Source organism: Yinghuangia soli, from assembly GCF_021502675.1.
GTDB lineage: Bacteria > Actinomycetota > Actinomycetes > Streptomycetales > Streptomycetaceae > Yinghuangia > Yinghuangia soli.
Map to the genome: position 1 here is coordinate 79,173 of NZ_JAKFHA010000002.1, position 16,261 is coordinate 95,433.

The window sequence follows — 16,261 nt, forward strand, 5'->3', positions numbered from 1 at the left end:
GGGGGGGGGGGGGGGGGGGGGGGGGGGGGGGGGGGGGGCGGCCCCCCCCCCCCCCCCCCCCCCGGCTCAGCCCGCTTTGGCCGCGCTGCGGGCGCGGTCGATGCGGACCAGGGCCAGGGTGCCGAACGCCGAGGCGGCGAAGGCGAACAGCGTCGCGGAGGTCCACGACTGCGGGTGGATGTGCAGGGCGTCCTGCGCGGCCGTCCAGAAGTCCGCCCACCAGCCGATCGAACCGGGGTTGATCAGCTGGTACACGGAGAAGCCGAGGATCCAGGGCAGCAGCATCGCCCAGCGTGCCGGGGCGTCCTCGGCGAGGTTCCAGGAGGTGCGGCCGCGGCCGAGGAACCAGTCGACGGCGGTGACGCCGAGCAGCGGCACGAAGACCGAGCCGATCAGGTACAGGAAGCTCTCGTACTTGGAGAAGTCGTCGATGAGCAGCGCGAATCCGGTGACCAGCGCGCCGACCGCGAGGCACACGATGCGGCGGTCCAGGCGCGGCGCGAGGTTCTGGATCGACATCGCGGTGGAGTAGACGTTCGCGAAGCTCTGGTCGACCTCGCGGATCACCAGGATCGAGAAGAACAGCCAGCCCGCGGTGATGCCGAGCAGTGTGTCGAAGACGTCGCCCCCCTTGGGGGTCTGCGCGAAGGCCAGGATGCCGAGCAGGCTGCACCAGATACCGGTGCTTGCGTAGCCGGTCACTGCACCCCAGAACGCGGACTTCTCGTCGCGCGAGTGGCGTGTGTAGTCCGCAGCGAGCGGCACCCATGAAACGGCGAGAGCGACGGATGCGTCGACGACCGGCAGGAAGCCCCTCCAAGAGCCTTCCGTCAGGTCCGGCACCCCGGCCCGGACCAGCTGCACGGTGAAGTAGAGCATTGCGATGCCGACCGCGATGGTGACGTAGCGGCGCAGGATGCGCAGCATGCCCAGCGGGCGCAGCGTCATGGCGGTGGTGAGCGCGCCGGCCAGCACCACGTACAGCCAATCCGGGCCACGGCCGTCGGTGAGCTGCTCGCCGCCCATCGCAATGACCTTCAGCTCGAACACACCCCAGCCGATGCACTGGATGATGTTCATGCCGGTCGGCAGGTACGACAGCTTGGTGCCGAACAAGCCGCGCAGCAGCGCCATCGAGGGGGCGCCGGTGGCCGCGCCGGGCAGGCCGGAGACCGCGACCATGGCGGTGCCCACGAGGGTGCCGAGCGCGATCGCCACGGTCGCGGCGATCAGCGACATCTGCGGATAGCCGACCGGCTGCATGAACGCGAACGCGGTGCTGAAGCCGATGAGGCTGACGCCGAGGTTGGCCCAGAACGAGAACTGGTCGCGGAAGCCGAGCGGCTTCGGCGGGGTGCTCGCGGTGTCGAGCACGAGCGGTGCTTCGGGCGGACCGGATATACCACCCGAATTCGGGCGTGGTTCGGTCGCAACAGGAGCCGTCATGGCTCTCCTCTTCTCCCTACGCCGGCATTACCCGGTCAGGTTCGAGCGGTCGGCGGCACCGGAAGCGTCGCTTCCAGCCGCCCTCTCAGCCCGGTTCGCCCGAGCTCCCGCGTTTGGTGAGGAGGGCAGAGTACGCGTATCCCGGATCTCCTCCCAGGGGTGGGGTACCGCGGCGGCGTTCCGCGAGTACGTTGGCGGCATGAATTCGCTGACCTGTCCGCGCTGCCGCGGCATGATGCAGACGTTCCAGCGCGTGGGCGTGACCATCGACCAGTGCACCAACTGCCGGGGGATCTTCCTCGACCACGGCGAGCTGGAGGCCATCCTCAACGCCGAGAAGAGCTGGGGTGCGCAGCAGGGCTACCCGCAGCAGGGGTACCCCCAGCAGGCGCCGCCGCCGCAGCCCGGCTACGGCGCGCCCGCGCCCGGCTACGTCGCCCCCGTGCCGATGCCCGGCGCGCACCAGGCCGGCCACGGCCACGCGTACTACGGCCACGGCAAGCACGGCTCGCACGGCCAGCAGGGCGCCTACTACGGCCACCGGCGCAGCGGCTCGCACGGCTACTACGGCCACGGACGGCACGGCTACGGCCACCGCAAGAGCTTCATCCAGCAGCTCTTCGACTAGAAACCGCCTGAACTTCGGCAGCTCCACGGCGGCCCAGCGGCGGCCGGCCGGCCCATCCGGGCCGGCCGCTGCTCCGTTCGCATGCACCGCGCGGCGCCCCGGCCCGGGACGTCGGATAATCGCGGGATAAAGAACCCTGCCCCCTCGGGGGCCCGGCGCTAACCGTGTTCCGACAGGTCATCGGGAACCCTGGACGAGCAGAGTTTGCCGATGAGTGGAGGATCCGTGAGCGACGCTCGCGAGGAGACCGGCGGTCAGCCGGTAGTGGGGGACGGCGGTCACCCCGTGCCGGCCGAGCCCGAGGCGTTCCCGGCGACTCCGCCGCCCAAGCCCGCGCAGCCGCCGACGGCCGCGTCGACCCCCGCCGCGGCTCCCGCGGAGCCCGCGGCCGCCGACACCCCGGCGCCCGCCGCCGGCCAGGACGCACCGCCCGAGCAGGCGGAGAAGCCCGAACCGGTCGCGCAGCCCGATCCGGTCGCGGCCGCGCACGCCGCGCCCGCCCCGGCCGCGCACGACTCCGACCCGTTCGCCGTCGCCGCGGCCGCGGGCAGCGCCCCGGGCACGGCCGCCGGGGCCGGCGGCGCGGGCACCCCGCCGTACGGCTTCCCGGCCGCCCCGTACCCCGGCTACCCGGGCTACGGCGCCCCGGTCCAGCCGCGCAAGAAGCGCCGCCCGAACCCCCTCGTCGCCACCGCGGTGCTCACCGCTCTGCTGGCCGGCGGCGTGGGCGGCGGCATCGGCGCATGGATCGCGGACCGCGACGACAACCCGTCCTCGTCTGGCATCAACGCCCCGCAGTCGCCGGTCGACCCGGCCTCGGTGAACCGGGCCCCCGAATCGGTCGCCGGGATAGCGGCGAAGGCGCTCCCCGGCACCGTCACCATCAAGACCAAGAGCGGCTCGGGGCAGGGCGCCCAGGAGGGCACCGGCGCCGGCTTCGTGCTGGACGACCAGGGCCACATCCTCACCAACAACCACGTCGTCTCGCTGGCCGCGAACGGCGGCGACCTCACCGTCACCTTCCAGGACGGCACCACGGTGCCCGGCAAGATCGTCGGCCGCGCCGAGGGCTACGACCTGGCGGTCGTGAAGGTCGACGGCGTGCAGAACCTCAAGCCCCTGCCGCTGGGCGACAGTTCGAACGTCGCGGTGGGCGACGCGGTGCTCGCCATCGGCTCGCCGTACGGCCTGGACGGCACGGTGACCACCGGCATCGTCAGCGCCAAGAACCGCCCGGTCGCGTCCGGCGACCAGCAGCAGACTTCGTACATGAACGCGCTGCAGACCGACGCCTCGATAAACCCGGGCAACTCCGGCGGCCCGCTGCTCGACGCGCAGGGCCGGGTCATCGGCGTCAACTCCGCGATCCGCTCCGCGGGCAGCGGCGCCGACCCGTTCGGCGGCCAGCAGTCCGCGGGCAGCATCGGCCTCGGCTTCGCCATCCCGGTCAACCAGGCGAAGTGGGTCGCGGACACCCTGATCAAGACCGGCAAGCCGGTCTACGCCCAGGTCGGCGTGATCCCCGACCCCGAGTACCGCGGCCCCGGCGCGCGCATCCGGCAGAACACCGTGCAGGGCCAGGCCCCGGTCACCCCGGGCGGCCCGGCCGACCAGGCCGGCCTCAAGGCCGGCGACGTCATCACCAAGCTCGGCGACCGCCCGGTCACCGGCTACGAGGAACTGTTCAGCGAGATCTGGAGCCACAAGCCCGGCGAGAAGGTCAAGGTGACCTACCTCCGGGACGGCAAGGAAGCCACCACCGAGCTCACCCTCGGCCAGCGCGAAGGCGACCAGTCCCGCTGACCCGCCCCCGGCGCGCCGCCCGAATCCCCGGTGATCGCACGGCCCGCCCGTGAGACACTGTCCAGGCCCGCGACCCCCTGGGGGCTGCGGGCCTGGAGGACTCGCCTAGCGGCCGATGGCGGCAGTCTTGAAAACTGCTAACTGGGGTGACCTAGTTCGTGGGTTCGAATCCCACGTCCTCCGCAGACCGGGGCGACCCGGGTGGAACCGCCGGTGCCGTACCGGGGCTCGTGGACGAGTCCGGGGTGCGGCGCCGGCGGTTTCTGCATGCGGGGCCGGAGTGCGGCGAACTGCCCTCGGGCAGGGCTGCCGATCAGAGGCCGAAGTCGTCGTCGAGTGCCGCTGCGGCGGCCTTGGAGACCGTGCTGCCGATGAGCCAGAGGACGGCTTTGCCGACGGCCTTGGCGGCGCGGCGACTTCGGCCGGGCGGTGCGGGAGCCGGGCCGCCGGGTGCGGTCCCCGGGCCGGGCGGGAATTCCGTGTTCGCGGAGCCGGTCGCGGCCGGACTGCTGGACGGCGTCCTCCGCATCCGCTCGGTTCCGCGTGATCGCATAGGCGTGGCGGTAGAGGGGTGCGTGGTGCGCTGCGTACCAGTTCGCGATGTCGGCCCGGGTCTCCGGGGCTATCGGGGTCGTCGGCAACTGCTGTTCCAGTGCCGTGCAGTCCGGTAGTTCGGCCAGGACGGCCTCGGTGATGGGAACCGAGGCAGCCTCGGGTCCGGTCGGTTCCCCGTTCATGCGCCGCCTCCTCGTCCCGGGGGTTCCGGGAGACGAGGCGGACGGCGCCGGCCCGTCGGGGGTAGGCCGTCGGACAGGCGTGGTGCGCCCTCCCCTTGCGTCCGGGCCCGCCGCTCGGTGCCCGCAGGCTGCGACGCGCAAGCGCGTGCGCGGCCCCGGGTACTTCGCCGTGCGGTCCGGCGCTGAGGAACGTGCTTTGCGATGTACGGTCGCCCGTCATCAACACGTTTCGCCGGTCCGGGGCATCACATTTCTGTTGTCCTGCCCCAACAGCCTTCAGAGGCAAGGCTGTTGGATCATGGGCGGAACCAGGCGGTGGACATGCCCATGGTCTTGAGGCCCGACTCGGTGAGCGGGTGGGCAGGCAGAGGCGGGTCGTAGCCCTTGGCGTTGAAGAGGCCGCGGGTGACGTAGATGCTCACGTAGCGGCCGTCGGCGTAGGTCACCGCGATGCTGTAGCCGCCGGTGTTGGTGTGCGGAGAGCCGGGTTCCTGCCCGTTGGGCGGGGCGGTCCAGGTCTTGGCGATGCCGCCGTCCGCGAGGTCCTCGGATTTGCAGTCGTAATTGTCCGGCCCCACACCGTCGGCCTCGCAGTAGTTCCATGCACGGGCCTTGGCCAGGGACAGGTTGGGCTGGTCGGGGTTGACCTTGGGGTCGATTACCACGACGTCGATGTAGCCCATGCGGCCGTCCTTGGCGATCAGGAAGCGGCCGCTGTACGGGTTCACCGTGTACGAGGGGGTGTTCGAGAACTTCTGCTCGCGCACGGTGCCCGTGTCGGGCGGGAGGAAGGACGCCACCAGGTCTTCCGCGCTCATGGGGGTCGCCGGGGTGTTCGGGCGGGATGCGGACGAGGCCGGTGCGGTGCTCGGTGCGCTGGTCGCGCGCCCGGTGGCAGGGGACGTCGTCGGATCGGCCGACGGGGTACCGGTGGCCGGGCCGGTGGTGGCCGAAAGCGTCGGGAGCGGGCCCGCGGCGTGGGAGTCGGGGCCGCCGGTCCAGGTCGGGACCAGTGCGGCCGCGGCCACCACGGCAGCGGCGGCGGCCCCCGCGGCGACGGCGGCAGCGCGGCGGCGACGGCGGCGGAGCACGTCGACCCGGGTGAAGACCGCGTCGGGTTCGGTCCCGGCCGCGGTGCCCGGCGGGTCCAGGTCGGGGAGGGCCTGCGCCAGCAGGTTCCGCATGTCGGAGTCGTTCACAGGCGGGCTGCCTCTTCCGGGTCGGCGAACCGCGCCCCGGCGTCCGGCAGCGCGGCGCGCAGTGCGGCCCGCATGGTGGCGAGGCCCTTGGCGTTCTGGCTTTTCACGGTGCCTTCGCTGACGCCCAGGACGTGCGCGGTCTCCTCGACGCTCAGGTCTTCCCAGTGCCGCAGGACCAGGACGGCGCGCTGTCGCGGCGGCACCGCGGACAGGGCGGCCCGTACCGCGAGGGCGAGTTCGGGGTCGGTGCCGGGGGCGGGCCGGTCCGGGACCGTGGCGTGCGGCTTCTCGCGGTGCCAGCGGCGGCGCCGCGAGCCGATGAACACGCTCATGAGCGCTTTGCGGGTGTACGCCTCGACGTTGTCGAGGCGTTCCAGGCGCCGGCCCGCCATCACCACTTTGACCAGGGTGGTCTGCACGAGGTCCTCGGCTTCGTGCAGATTCCCGCACAGCAGGTACGCGCTGCGCAGCAGTGCGCGCCGCCGTGCCTCGATGAACGCGCGGACGGTCTCGTCCCGCTCGTTCACCGCAGGCATCTGCGTCTCCCGGCCCCCGCCCGCTGTCCCTGCATGCCGCCCCCGCTTCCCCGGTCCTCGATTCCCCAAAGGGTCGGGCCTGCGGGTGCGTTGCCTGCAGACAATGTGACCTGAGTCACATCAGATGCGCCGGGAGCGGCGTCAGTCGCCGCGGAGGCGTACGAACCGTACGTATGGCGTGCGCCCGGGGTCGCGCAGCACTTCGGCGGGGAGCGGGTCGACGGGGTGCAACGGGCCGTGCTCGGGGTCGTCCTCCGGCGGCCGGCTGCGGCCCGCGGCCGCCTCGGCGATCTCCCTGGCCTGCCGGGCGTCGAGCTGCGGCGCCGTCAGGGCACGCGTCCCGTCGGCGAGTTCGGCGATCAGCGCGCGCGGGCGGCGCGGTGTGCCGGTGTAGGCGACGACCAGGGCGTCGACGGTGTCGGTGTCGCGGATCTTGACCCAGCCGGGCCGGGCCTTGGGCCGGTACGCCGTGTCGAGGCCCTTGGCGACCAGCCCCTCCACGCCGGTGGGGGCGAGCGCCTCGCGCCAGGTCAGGGCCTCGGCGCGGTCGGTGGTGGCCAGCACGATCTGCAGCGGCGGCCCGGTGCCGGCGAGTGCGGCCTGCAGCAGGCCCCAGCGCTCGCGCAGCGGGCGGTCGCGGACGTCGTGCCCGGGGATCGCGAGCAGGTCGAAGGCGACGTACGCGACCGCGACCTCGTCGCGAGCCCGGGCGCGCGACGACCGGACGAGCTGGCCGAACGCGAAGCGGCCCTCGTGCCACGCGCACAGTTCGCCGTCCAGCACCAGGCCGTCGGGCAGCGCGGCCAAGGCCCGGGCGATGTCCGGGAAGTCCGGGGCGAGGTCGCGCTCCGAACGCGACTGGAGCACGGCCGGGGCGCTGCCGCGCGCGAATGCGACGGCCCGGAACCCGTCGAGCTTGATCGAGTACTGCACCCCGCCGGGCAGCGCGTCCGCGGCTGGGACCTCGCGCGCCGCCTTGGGCCGCATGACCGCGACGGGCGGCGCCAAGGCGCGGGCGCCCGCCCCGGATTGCGGCGGTGCGGCCGGCGGCGGGCGGTCGGCGCGTCCCGCGGCAGGCGCGGCCGGCCTCGCCGCCCGAGGAGCCGCTGCCCCGGCGGCGGGCAGGCGCCCGGCCTTCGCCGGGTTCAGCATCGCGGCGAGCAGGTCGCCGTGCCGGGCCATCCGGTCCGGCATGTCGTCGATGGTGAAGGAGAGCTCGGCCGGGTCGGCGGCCGCGGCGAGCTCGTCCCAGGTCACCGGGGCCGAGACCGTGGGGGTCGCGCGGGCGCGGGCGGTATAGGGGGCGGCGGTCGTCTTGGCCGCGGCGTTCTGCGAGAAGTCCAGGAACACCCGCCCGGGCCGCCGGGCCTTGGCCATGCTGGCCACGATCAGCTCCGGGTACGCCGCGGCCAGTTCGCCGGCCAGGCCCTTCGCGTACGCGGTGACCTCCTCGGCCGGCGTCGGCACGATCGGCACGAGCAGGTGCAGCCCCTTCGAGCCGGAGGTCTTGGGGTACGCGGCGAGCCCGTCCGCGGCCAGCCGCTCGCGCAGCAGCGCGGCGACGTCGCGGCAGGCCAGGATGTCGGCCGGCGCCCCGGGGTCGAGGTCGAGCACGAGCCGGTCCGCGGCGCCCGGCTCGTCGTCCCGCCACTGCGGGGTGTGCAGCTCGGCGACCAGGTTCGCGGCCCACACCAACGTGGCCAGGTCCTGGATCACCACTTGGCGGATCGGTTCGGTCCGGCCCGGCGTGTCACTCGTATGGACCCACGGTGGTGTGCCGGGCGGAAGGTGCTTGGTGACGAACTGCTGCCCCTCGCTGCCGTCCGGATAGCGCACGAACGACACCGGCCGGTCGCGCAGATGCGGCAGCAGCGCCGAGGCGATGGCGGTGTAGTAGTGCACCAGTTCGCCTTTGGTGGTCCCGGTCGCCGGATACAGGACCTTGTCGAGGTGGGTGAGGCTCAGCCGACGCCCCTCGACCATGGTGACCGGCACGGTGTCCTCCACGTCCTCCACCGAGCGGCGCGAATGTCGCATATATCGACAAATGGGATACTCAAGGCTACTCCGGGGACCGACGATCGGAGCACTCGTGCGCGCCATCTGGAAAGGGGCGATCAGCTTCGGGCTGGTCAGCATCCCCGTCAAAGTCGTCTCGGCGATCGGCAGCGAGCACGCGGTCAAGTTCCACCAGATGCACCGGGCGGACCAGGGCCGGGTGCGCTACCGCAAGGTGTGCGAACTGGACGGCGAGGAGCTCGCCGCGGGCGACATCGTGCGCGGCTACGAGGCGGCCGACGGCCGGGTCGCGGTGGTGACCGACGAGGACCTGTCCGAGCTGCCGCTGCCGACCTCGCGGAGCATCGAGGTGCACGGCTTCCTGGCCGGCGACGACGTCGACCCGATCCAGCTCGGCAAGCCGTACTACCTGACCCCGGACACCGCGGGCACCAAGCCGTACGTGCTGATGCGCGAGGCGCTGCGCCGGTCCGGCAAGGCCGCGGTGGCGAAGCTGGCGATGCGCGGCCACGAGATCCTCGCGCTGGTCCGGGTGCAGGACGACGTCCTGGTGCTGCACCAGCTCTACTGGCCGGACGAGATCAACTCGACGGACGGAGTGGCGCCCACCGAACGGGTGACCGTCACCGACGCCGAGCTCGACATGGCCGACACACTGATCGACACGCTCGGCACCGCGGACCTCTCCGCTTTCCACGACGACTACCAGGCCGCGGTGGAGGACATGGTCACCGCGAAACTGGACGGCGCGGAGCCGCCCGCGGCCGAAGGCGGGGCCGGCGGGGGCGGCGCCCAGGTCATCGACCTCATGGCCGCGCTGCGGCAGAGCGTCGCCGAGGCGCAGGGGGCGCGGAAGGCGGTCCGGTCCGCGCCTGCGCCCAAGGGGTCGGACGCGAAGAAGACCGTCTCGCGCTCCGCGAAGGCGACGGCGGCCGCTCCGGCGCGGAAGTCCACCGCGAAGACCGCGGCGAAATCCGCGGCCAAGGCGCCGGCCAAGAGCACCGCCAAGAGCACCGCCAAATCAGCGGCGAAGAGCACGGCGGCGGGCTCCGCCAAGGGGGCCGCCAAGCCGGCCGCGAAGAGTACGAAGTCGGCCGCGAAGGCACCCGCGAAGCGGCCCGAGCGGAAGACCGGCTGAGCTCCCCTATATAGGGGGCCTACGTCCCGGGATCCGAGATCTTTCCCCGGGGAAAGTGTCCTGAGTCACAGATTTCGGGGGCGTACGGAATCATCGCGGGGGATTGCGGAAGCGTGATCGTCTTCTTTCCCGGGGGCGGATATTCGCAGTTGGGCGCGGGGGTGCGCGGGAGCGCGGAGGCATTAATACCTCCGGGCGCCGACGGCAAGCTCGAGGTTTATGTGAGCTCGGTCACGCTGCGATCACAACACGGGCATAAGCGGACGTTGGGCCCATCCCAAATGGTCGGTCGGCGAAAGCGGCAGCGTGTCCGCGCAGCCACTTTCGGTCAGCACGCTGCATATTGTCACCGTTCGACCACGTTGCGTGGAACGCCACGCCGCAAACCGGGCCTTTCGTCCCCGGTCCTGCGGTGCGACAAACGCCGAAGCACCCGAAAACACGCCGCCGACTGCACCGGAAAAACGCGGGCTGACCTGCATAAACATCGAAGGAGGTTGATAACGACTGGATAACCTGTTTATGGTCTCGGCCATGTGCAAATCGCACCCTGTGGGTTCCTGGCCGTACGTCTAGGTCGGGATCCGCGCCTGGGAGGGACGCGGAACCAGCGATTGCCGGAACGACCGTGCCGTACGGCGCGGACGATCTCCGGCAAGCAGTGCGGCAGGTCTTCGGACGCGGCCGCAGCTCGCCCCACGGGAATTCCGAGAGGAATGTATGTCTCTCCGTCACGCTTTCCGTAGCGACAACACCCACCGCGGCATGGGTCGTACCCAGCGCCGCCTGCGCGCCGCCGTCGTCACCGGCGCCGTGGTCGCCGCCCCCATCGTGGGCGTCGCGACCGCCGGCTCCGCATCGGCCGCCAGCGTGTCGACGTGGGACAAGGTCGCCCAGTGCGAGAGTGGTGGCAACTGGTCCATCAACACGGGCAACGGCTACTACGGTGGCCTTCAGTTCACGCTGAGCACGTGGAAGGCCTACGGCGGCTCCGGCATGCCGAACCAGGCCTCGAAGGCCGAGCAGATCCGGGTCGCCGAGAAGGTGCTGGCAGGCCAGGGCCCGGGTGCCTGGCCCGTCTGCAGCAAGCGCGCCGGCCTGACCAAGGGCGGCGGCGCCCCCGACCTCGGCGCTGCGCAGGCTGCGAAGCCGGCCGCCAAGCCGAGCACCAAGCCGAGCACCAAGTCGGCCACGAAGCCGGCTGCGAAGCCCCAGACCAAGCCGGCCACGAAGCCGGTCACCAAGCCGGCGCCGGCCAAGCCCGAGTCCAAGCCGACCACGAAGCCGGCCCCTGCCGCGCCGGTCCAGTCGGACGCCGCGACCGGCAACTACGTCGTCAAGCCCGGCGACACCCTGAGCAAGATCGCCAAGGCGCACGGCACCCCCGGCGGCTGGCAGGCCCTCTACGCGAAGAACCAGTCCGTGGTGGGCAGCAACCCGGACCTGATCTTCCCGGGCCAGAAGCTCAACCTGGGCTGACCCGGCACTGCCCCACGGCAGCCGCCGCAGGACCGCAGACCCGAAGGGCCCGGCCGCACCGCAAGGTGCGACCGGGCCCTTCGGGCTTGACCGGCTTCGGGGACGGGCGTCAGTGGGCGGTTCGGCCCCGCTTGCCGGTCACCTGGTCGTCGGCGAGGTTTCCGCAGACCCGCTCGATGCGCCGGGCTATGTCACCGGCCCGTTCCAGCAGCAGGCGGGCGCGTTCGCGGTCGCGCTCGCGCCACAGCAACTCGTCGTGGCCGTCCGGGGCGGCGTGCGCGTCGCGCGCGCCCGACCCGTCCGGCCCCTCGGTGCCGGGGGCGCGACGTGCGGGACCGTTCTCGTTCATGTTCGGTCGGTTTCCACATCCTTTGGATGGTCATTCATCTTCTGATGGATCATCATGCGTGATTCCGATCACGTCACTCAACGTCAGGAAACATCACCGGTACGGGTGTTGCCTTGACCGGCCGGTTCGCGGTCTCGTGTACAGGGGCAACTGCGGCTGGTAGATTCCGGCTTGCGGAACAGCGTTCCAGAACTCCGGCTGCGTGGGGGCGCGATGGACGGGCACGACGACGACCGCGGCGGTACGGCGGCCACCGCCGATCCGCACTACCGGGCCCTCGCCCTGCAGTCCCGCTGCGATGCGGTGAACACGCTGGGCGCCGGCGAGGCCCGGGCCGCGATCGCCCGCGGCATCGCCCGGGTCCGTGCCGAGGCGGCCGCCAGCATCGCCTTCATCGGCCCCGACGTCCGCCTCGTGGTGCTGCCCGAGTACCTGTTCACCGGCTTCCCGATGGGCGACACCGTGCCGGGCTGGGCGGCCAAGGCCGCGCTGGCCCCGGACGGACCCGAGTACGAGGCGCTCGGCGCGATCGCCCGCGACCTCGGCATCCACCTCGCGGGCAACGCCTACGAGACGGACCGGCACTTCCCCGGGCTGTACTTCCAGGCGTCGTTCGTGGTCGGCCCGTCCGGCGACGTGGTGCTGCGCTACCGCCGCCTGCACTCGATGTTCGCGCCCACGCCGTACGACGTGTGGGACCGCTACCTCGACGTCTACGGCATCGACGGCGTACTCCCGGTGGCCCGCACGCCGCTCGGCAACCTCGCCGCGGTCGCCTCCGAGGAGATCCTCTACCCGGAACTGGCCCGCGCGCTGATGATGCGCGGCGCCGAAGTGCTGTGCCACAGCACGTCCGAGGCGGGCAGCCCGCGCCCGACCGCGAAGTCCGTGGCCCGCCTGGCCCGGGCCGCCGAGAACCTCGCGTACGTCGTCTCGGCGAACACCGCGGGCATCACCGGCATCGCGATCCCGGGCAACTCGACCGACGGCATGTCGCAGATCGTCGACTTCACCGGCAGCGTGCTCGCCGAGGCCGGACCCGGCGAGAGCATGGTCGCGCACGCCGAACTGGACCTGGCCGCACTGCGCCGGCACCGCCGCCGCCCCGGCATGGGAAACCTGCCGGCCCGCGGCAAGCCGGGCTTATGGGCCGCCGAATACGCCCGTGCCGAGGGCGAGCGCCCCAACGGCCTGGCGTCCGGCGCACCGCCGGACCGCGCCTGGTTCGCGCGGCGCCAGGCCGAGACGCTGGAACGCCTGCTCAAGGCCGGGGTGATCACGTGAGGGGCCGCATATGAGCGCCGTCTTCGCCCGGGATGCCGCCTTGCGGGTCCGGGACCCCCGCACCGGCGCCGACGTCCGCGCACTGGCCCCGCCCACCCCGGAGGAGTTAGACGCCGAACTCGCCCGGCTGCGGGCCGCCCAGCCCGCCTGGGAGGCGCTCGGTCCGGCCGGGCGGGCCGAGGCCCTGCGCGCCTGGGCCCAGGAACTTGGGGCAATACAGGGCGAAATGGTCGAGGCGCTGATCGCCGACACCGGCAGGCGCACCGAGTCGGTCATGGAGCTCCAGGTCCTGCAGAGCGGCATCGCCCGCTGGGCGGCCGCGATCGGCGGCCGGGCCGACGACGACGCGGGTGCGGACACCACCACGTCGCTGCCGTGGATCGCGGTGCGGTCCGGGGCCCGCCCGTACCCGCTGGTCGCGGTGATCAGCCCGTGGAACTTCCCGCTGCTGCTCGGCACCATCGACCTCGTCCCGGCGCTGGCCGCGGGCTGCGCGGTGGTGCTCAAGCCGAGCGAGGTCACCCCGCGCTTCCTGGCGCCGCTGCGCCGCAGCCTGGCCGCGGTCCCGGAACTCGCCGCCGTGGTGGGTCTGGTGGAAGGCGCCGCGGAGGTCGGCGCGGCCCTGGTCGACCGGGTGGACGCGGTCTGCTTCACCGGCTCGGTGCCCACCGGCCGCGCGGTGGCCGAGCAGGCCGCCCGCGCGTTCGTCCCGGTCCACCTCGAACTGGGCGGCAAGGATCCGGCGATCGTGCTGCAGGGCGCCGACCTGGGACGCGCCGCCTCGGCGATCCTGTGGGGCGCGACGGCCAACGCCGGGCAGTCGTGCCTGTCCATCGAGCGCGTGTACGTGCACCGCAAGGTCTTCGACGAGTTCACCGGCCTGCTCTCCGACCGGGCCGCCAAGGTCGGCCTGGCCTGGCCCGACCTGGACGCCGGCCAACTCGGCCCGATCATCGACCCTGCGCAGGCCGGGGTGATCCGCGCGCACCTGGAAGACGCGTACGCGCAGGGCGCGACCGCGCTCACCGGCGGCGAGGTCGAGGAACTCGGCGGCGGTCTGTGGTGCCGCCCGACCGTGCTCACCGCGGTGCACCACGGCATGCGCGTGATGACCGAGGAGACCTTCGGTCCGGTGCTGCCGCTCATGCCGTTCCGCGATGCGGACGACGCGGTGCGGCTCGCCAACGACACCGACTACGGCCTGTCCGCCGCGGTGTTCGGGCCGGACGAGCACACCGCGATGGCGGTCGCGCGGCGGCTGGAGGCGGGCGCGGTGAGCATCGACGACGCCGGCCTGACGGCGTTCGTGCACGAAGGCGAGAAGCAGTCGTTCGGACGCTCGGGCCTGGGCGCCTCGCGGATGGGCCCGGCGTCGATCCGGCGCTTCCTGCGCCGCCAGGCGTTCCTCGTCAACCGCGGCCCGGTCGACGACCCGTGGTGGTGGGACGCCGGCGACTGACCGCTCGGGACAGAGCACACCGAAGCAGCCCGAAAGACAGAAGACGCAGAGAGGTTCGGGACCGCGCATGTCCATCAAGGAAGAGATGCCGCTGCTCGCCCGGCACGAGGGCGAGTGGGAAGGCGAGTACATCTGGGTCGATGCGGACGGCACCGTGACCGACCGGCACGCCACGCACCTGGCCTGCACCTTCCCGGAGTCGGGGGAGTGGCCGTACTACCAGATCAACACCTACACGTGGCCGGACGGCCGCACCGAGGTCATCCACTTCCCGGCGACCTACAAGGACCGCAACATCTGGTTCGACACGGACCGCATCAACGGCCACGCGTGGGAGGTCGACGAGCGCACGATCTGCCTGACCTGGACGCGCAAGGACGACCCCGGCGGGTTCTTCTACGAGATGATCCAACTGGACGAGACCGGGACGAAGCGCTCGCGCGTGTGGCAGTGGTTCGAGGGCGGCGTGTGCACCAAGCGCACCCTCATCGACGAACACCGCGTCGCCTGACGCGGCCCGGCCCTTTCCCCAGGGGTGAATTCCCGCCCCGGTCTGCGGGAGTGCCCCCGCTGCGGTCACACTGCTGTCCATGACGACGACCCTCAGCGCCGGTGCCAACGTTCCCGTCCACCACGGGCAGCTCACCTTCGCGATCCGCTGGGACGCGGGCCCGCAGGGCTACGGCGCCAATGCCGTGGACGGGTCCGCCTTGATGGTCACCGCGGCCGGAAAGGTGCGCTCGGACGCCGACTTCGTCTTCTACAACCAGCCGCACAACCACAACGGCTCGGTCACGCACATGATCGGGGAGCCGGGCGCCGAGTTCATCCGGGTGCAGTCGGCCGGCCTTCCCGAGGAGATCGAGCGCGTCGTCATCGCCGCGTCCGTGCACGCGGGCACGTTCGGGTCGGTGCCCGGACTGACGCTCGACGTCACCGACGCCTCCGGTGAGGTGCTGGCGACCTACCCGGTGGAGGCGCGCGGCACCGAGACGGTGATGGTGCTGGGCGAGCTCTACCGCCGCCAAGGCGACTGGAAGTTCCGGGCGATCGGGCAGGGCTACGACTCGGGCCTGGCCGGTCTGGCCACCGACTACGGCGTGTCCATCGCCGAGGACGACGCCGCCGAGACGGCTCCGCAGGCCGCGGCACCGGCCGCCGCCCCGCCCGTGGCCGCGCCGCCCGCGTTCGCCCCGCCTGCGTTCGCGCCGCCGGCCACGCCGCCCGGCGTCCTCCCGGTGCAGCCGCCGGCGCCGGCCGGCGGATGGACGCCGCCGCCGTACGCCGAGGACCCGACCATGCGGCTGCCCAACCCGGCACCCGTCACCGCCGCGGCACCGCAGGCCGCGCCCGCGGCCCCGGCCGCCGACCCGGACGTCGCCGGACTCCCGCCGCAGATGGGCGCGATGGTCTCGCTGCGCAAGGAGACCGTGCGGGTCACGTTGGAGAAGAAGGGCATCAGCGGAGTCCGGGCCCGCGTCGCGGTGGTCCTGGACCGCTCCGGCTCGATGAAGGCGCTCTACAACGGCGGCACGGTCGGCCGGCTCATCGAGCGGATGGCGCCGATCGCCGCCAAGCTGGACACCGACGGCTCGCTGGACGCCTGGATCTTCGCCGACGACTTCTCCCGCATGCCGTCGCTGCGCGTGCCGGACCTGGCGCGCTGGATCGACGGCAACGTCTTCATCATCTCCAAGGGCAACCAACTGCCGCCGCTGCCGGGCGGTGGCAGCCGGCACCCCGACCCGTACCCGCACGTGCGCGGCGGCAACAACGAGCCGCTCGTCATCCGCGACATCCTGGACTTCTACGCGGCGCAGCCCGGCGACCCGGTGCTGGTCATCTTCTACTCGGACGGCGGCGTCAACCGCAGCCGGCAGATCAGCGAACTCCTCATGGAGGCCTCCGGGAAGCCGATCTTCTGGCAGTTCGTGGGCCTCGGCCGCGCCGAGTACGGCATCCTCGAGCGCTTCGACACGATGCCCGGGCGCGTGGTCGACAACGCCGGGTTCTTCTGCGTCGACGATTTCGACAAGGTCTCCGACGCCGAGCTGTACGACCGGCTGCTGGGCGAGTTCCCGCAGTGGCTGGCCGCCGCCCGGGCGCACGGCATCCTGCGCTGACCGGGCCTCGTCCCGCCCTCCCCGGCCGCGCGCGGCGGCCGGGGATGATCCATGCCCTTTC

The 16,261-nt window shown here is 72.5% G+C and carries 15 protein-coding genes, 1 tRNA gene and 1 pseudogene; 9 read left to right on the plus strand and 8 right to left on the minus strand.

Features of this window, described 5'->3' with window-relative positions; all coding sequences use genetic code 11:
* Positions 1-66: 66 nt before the first annotated feature.
* Positions 67-1,446: a purine-cytosine permease family protein gene (locus LZ495_RS04455; protein WP_235050561.1), complete on the minus strand. Its 1,380-nt coding sequence runs from the start codon at positions 1,444-1,446 to the stop codon at positions 67-69.
* A gap of 199 nt (positions 1,447-1,645) precedes the next feature.
* On the opposite strand from LZ495_RS04455, the gene LZ495_RS04460 reads away from it, so the two are divergent.
* From LZ495_RS04460 to LZ495_RS04470, 3 genes are all read left to right on the plus strand, one after another.
* A complete protein-coding gene (locus tag LZ495_RS04460; RefSeq protein WP_308267618.1) occupies positions 1,646-2,074 on the plus strand; it encodes a TFIIB-type zinc ribbon-containing protein in 429 nt (142 codons plus the stop codon).
* 225 nt (positions 2,075-2,299) lie between these two features.
* A complete protein-coding gene (locus tag LZ495_RS04465; protein ID WP_235050562.1) occupies positions 2,300-3,877 on the plus strand; it encodes a S1C family serine protease in 1,578 nt (525 codons plus the stop codon).
* A gap of 94 nt (positions 3,878-3,971) precedes the next feature.
* Positions 3,972-4,060: transfer RNA gene (locus tag LZ495_RS04470), tRNA-Ser, on the plus strand.
* A 130-nt stretch (positions 4,061-4,190) separates the two neighbouring features.
* Here the strand turns inward: LZ495_RS04470 and LZ495_RS04475 are convergent.
* The 5 genes and pseudogenes from LZ495_RS04475 to ligD all read right to left on the minus strand — a co-directional run.
* The gene (locus tag LZ495_RS04475) at positions 4,191-4,430 is read right to left on the minus strand and encodes a hypothetical protein (RefSeq protein WP_235050563.1); all 240 of its coding nucleotides are present in this window, start codon (positions 4,428-4,430) and stop codon (positions 4,191-4,193) included.
* A 480-nt stretch (positions 4,431-4,910) separates the two neighbouring features.
* A complete protein-coding gene (locus LZ495_RS04480) occupies positions 4,911-5,813 on the minus strand; it encodes a hypothetical protein (protein ID WP_235050564.1) in 903 nt (300 codons plus the stop codon).
* Positions 5,810-6,349, minus strand: a complete 540-nt coding sequence (locus tag LZ495_RS04485) for a SigE family RNA polymerase sigma factor (protein WP_235050565.1) — start codon at positions 6,347-6,349, stop codon at positions 5,810-5,812. Before LZ495_RS04485 ends, LZ495_RS04480 begins: the two co-directional genes overlap by 4 nt.
* 141 nt (positions 6,350-6,490) lie before the next feature.
* Entirely contained in the window at positions 6,491-7,336 is an 846-nt protein-coding gene (locus tag LZ495_RS04490; protein ID WP_235051068.1) for an ATP-dependent DNA ligase, read from the minus strand.
* A 132-nt stretch (positions 7,337-7,468) separates the two neighbouring features.
* Positions 7,469-8,386: pseudogene (ligD, locus tag LZ495_RS04495) on the minus strand (non-homologous end-joining DNA ligase); the annotation flags it as partial.
* A 55-nt stretch (positions 8,387-8,441) separates the two neighbouring features.
* Here ligD and ku point away from each other — a divergent pair.
* On the plus strand, positions 8,442-9,506 hold the full coding sequence (gene ku, locus LZ495_RS04500; RefSeq protein ID WP_235050566.1) for a non-homologous end joining protein Ku: 1,065 nt from the start codon (positions 8,442-8,444) through the stop codon (positions 9,504-9,506).
* 242 nt (positions 9,507-9,748) lie between these two features.
* Here the strand turns inward: ku and LZ495_RS04505 are convergent, their stop codons facing one another.
* Positions 9,749-10,042, minus strand: a complete 294-nt coding sequence (locus LZ495_RS04505) for a hypothetical protein (protein WP_235050567.1) — start codon at positions 10,040-10,042, stop codon at positions 9,749-9,751.
* Between the two features lie 229 nt (positions 10,043-10,271).
* Here LZ495_RS04505 and LZ495_RS44550 point away from each other — a divergent pair, with 229 nt between their 5' ends.
* Complete coding sequence (locus LZ495_RS44550; RefSeq protein ID WP_284701852.1) at positions 10,272-10,985, plus strand: transglycosylase family protein; 714 nt, start codon at positions 10,272-10,274, stop codon at positions 10,983-10,985.
* A gap of 109 nt (positions 10,986-11,094) precedes the next feature.
* On the opposite strand, the gene LZ495_RS04520 is transcribed toward LZ495_RS44550, so the two are convergent.
* Positions 11,095-11,334, minus strand: a complete 240-nt coding sequence (locus tag LZ495_RS04520; protein ID WP_235050568.1) for a hypothetical protein — start codon at positions 11,332-11,334, stop codon at positions 11,095-11,097.
* A 213-nt stretch (positions 11,335-11,547) separates the two neighbouring features.
* Here LZ495_RS04520 and LZ495_RS04525 point away from each other — a divergent pair, with 213 nt between their 5' ends.
* The 4 genes from LZ495_RS04525 to LZ495_RS04540 all read left to right on the plus strand — a co-directional run bounded on the left by LZ495_RS04525 (position 11,548) and on the right by LZ495_RS04540 (position 16,200).
* A complete protein-coding gene (locus LZ495_RS04525) occupies positions 11,548-12,618 on the plus strand; it encodes a nitrilase-related carbon-nitrogen hydrolase (RefSeq protein WP_235050569.1) in 1,071 nt (356 codons plus the stop codon).
* Positions 12,619-12,628: 10 nt separating this feature from the next.
* The gene (locus tag LZ495_RS04530) at positions 12,629-14,077 is read left to right on the plus strand and encodes an aldehyde dehydrogenase family protein (RefSeq protein WP_235050570.1); all 1,449 of its coding nucleotides are present in this window, start codon (positions 12,629-12,631) and stop codon (positions 14,075-14,077) included.
* 67 nt (positions 14,078-14,144) lie between these two features.
* Positions 14,145-14,588, plus strand: a complete 444-nt coding sequence (locus LZ495_RS04535) for a hypothetical protein (protein WP_235050571.1) — start codon at positions 14,145-14,147, stop codon at positions 14,586-14,588.
* Positions 14,589-14,667: 79 nt separating this feature from the next.
* Entirely contained in the window at positions 14,668-16,200 is a 1,533-nt protein-coding gene (locus tag LZ495_RS04540; RefSeq protein ID WP_235050572.1) for a VWA domain-containing protein, read from the plus strand.
* Positions 16,201-16,261 lie beyond the last annotated feature (61 nt).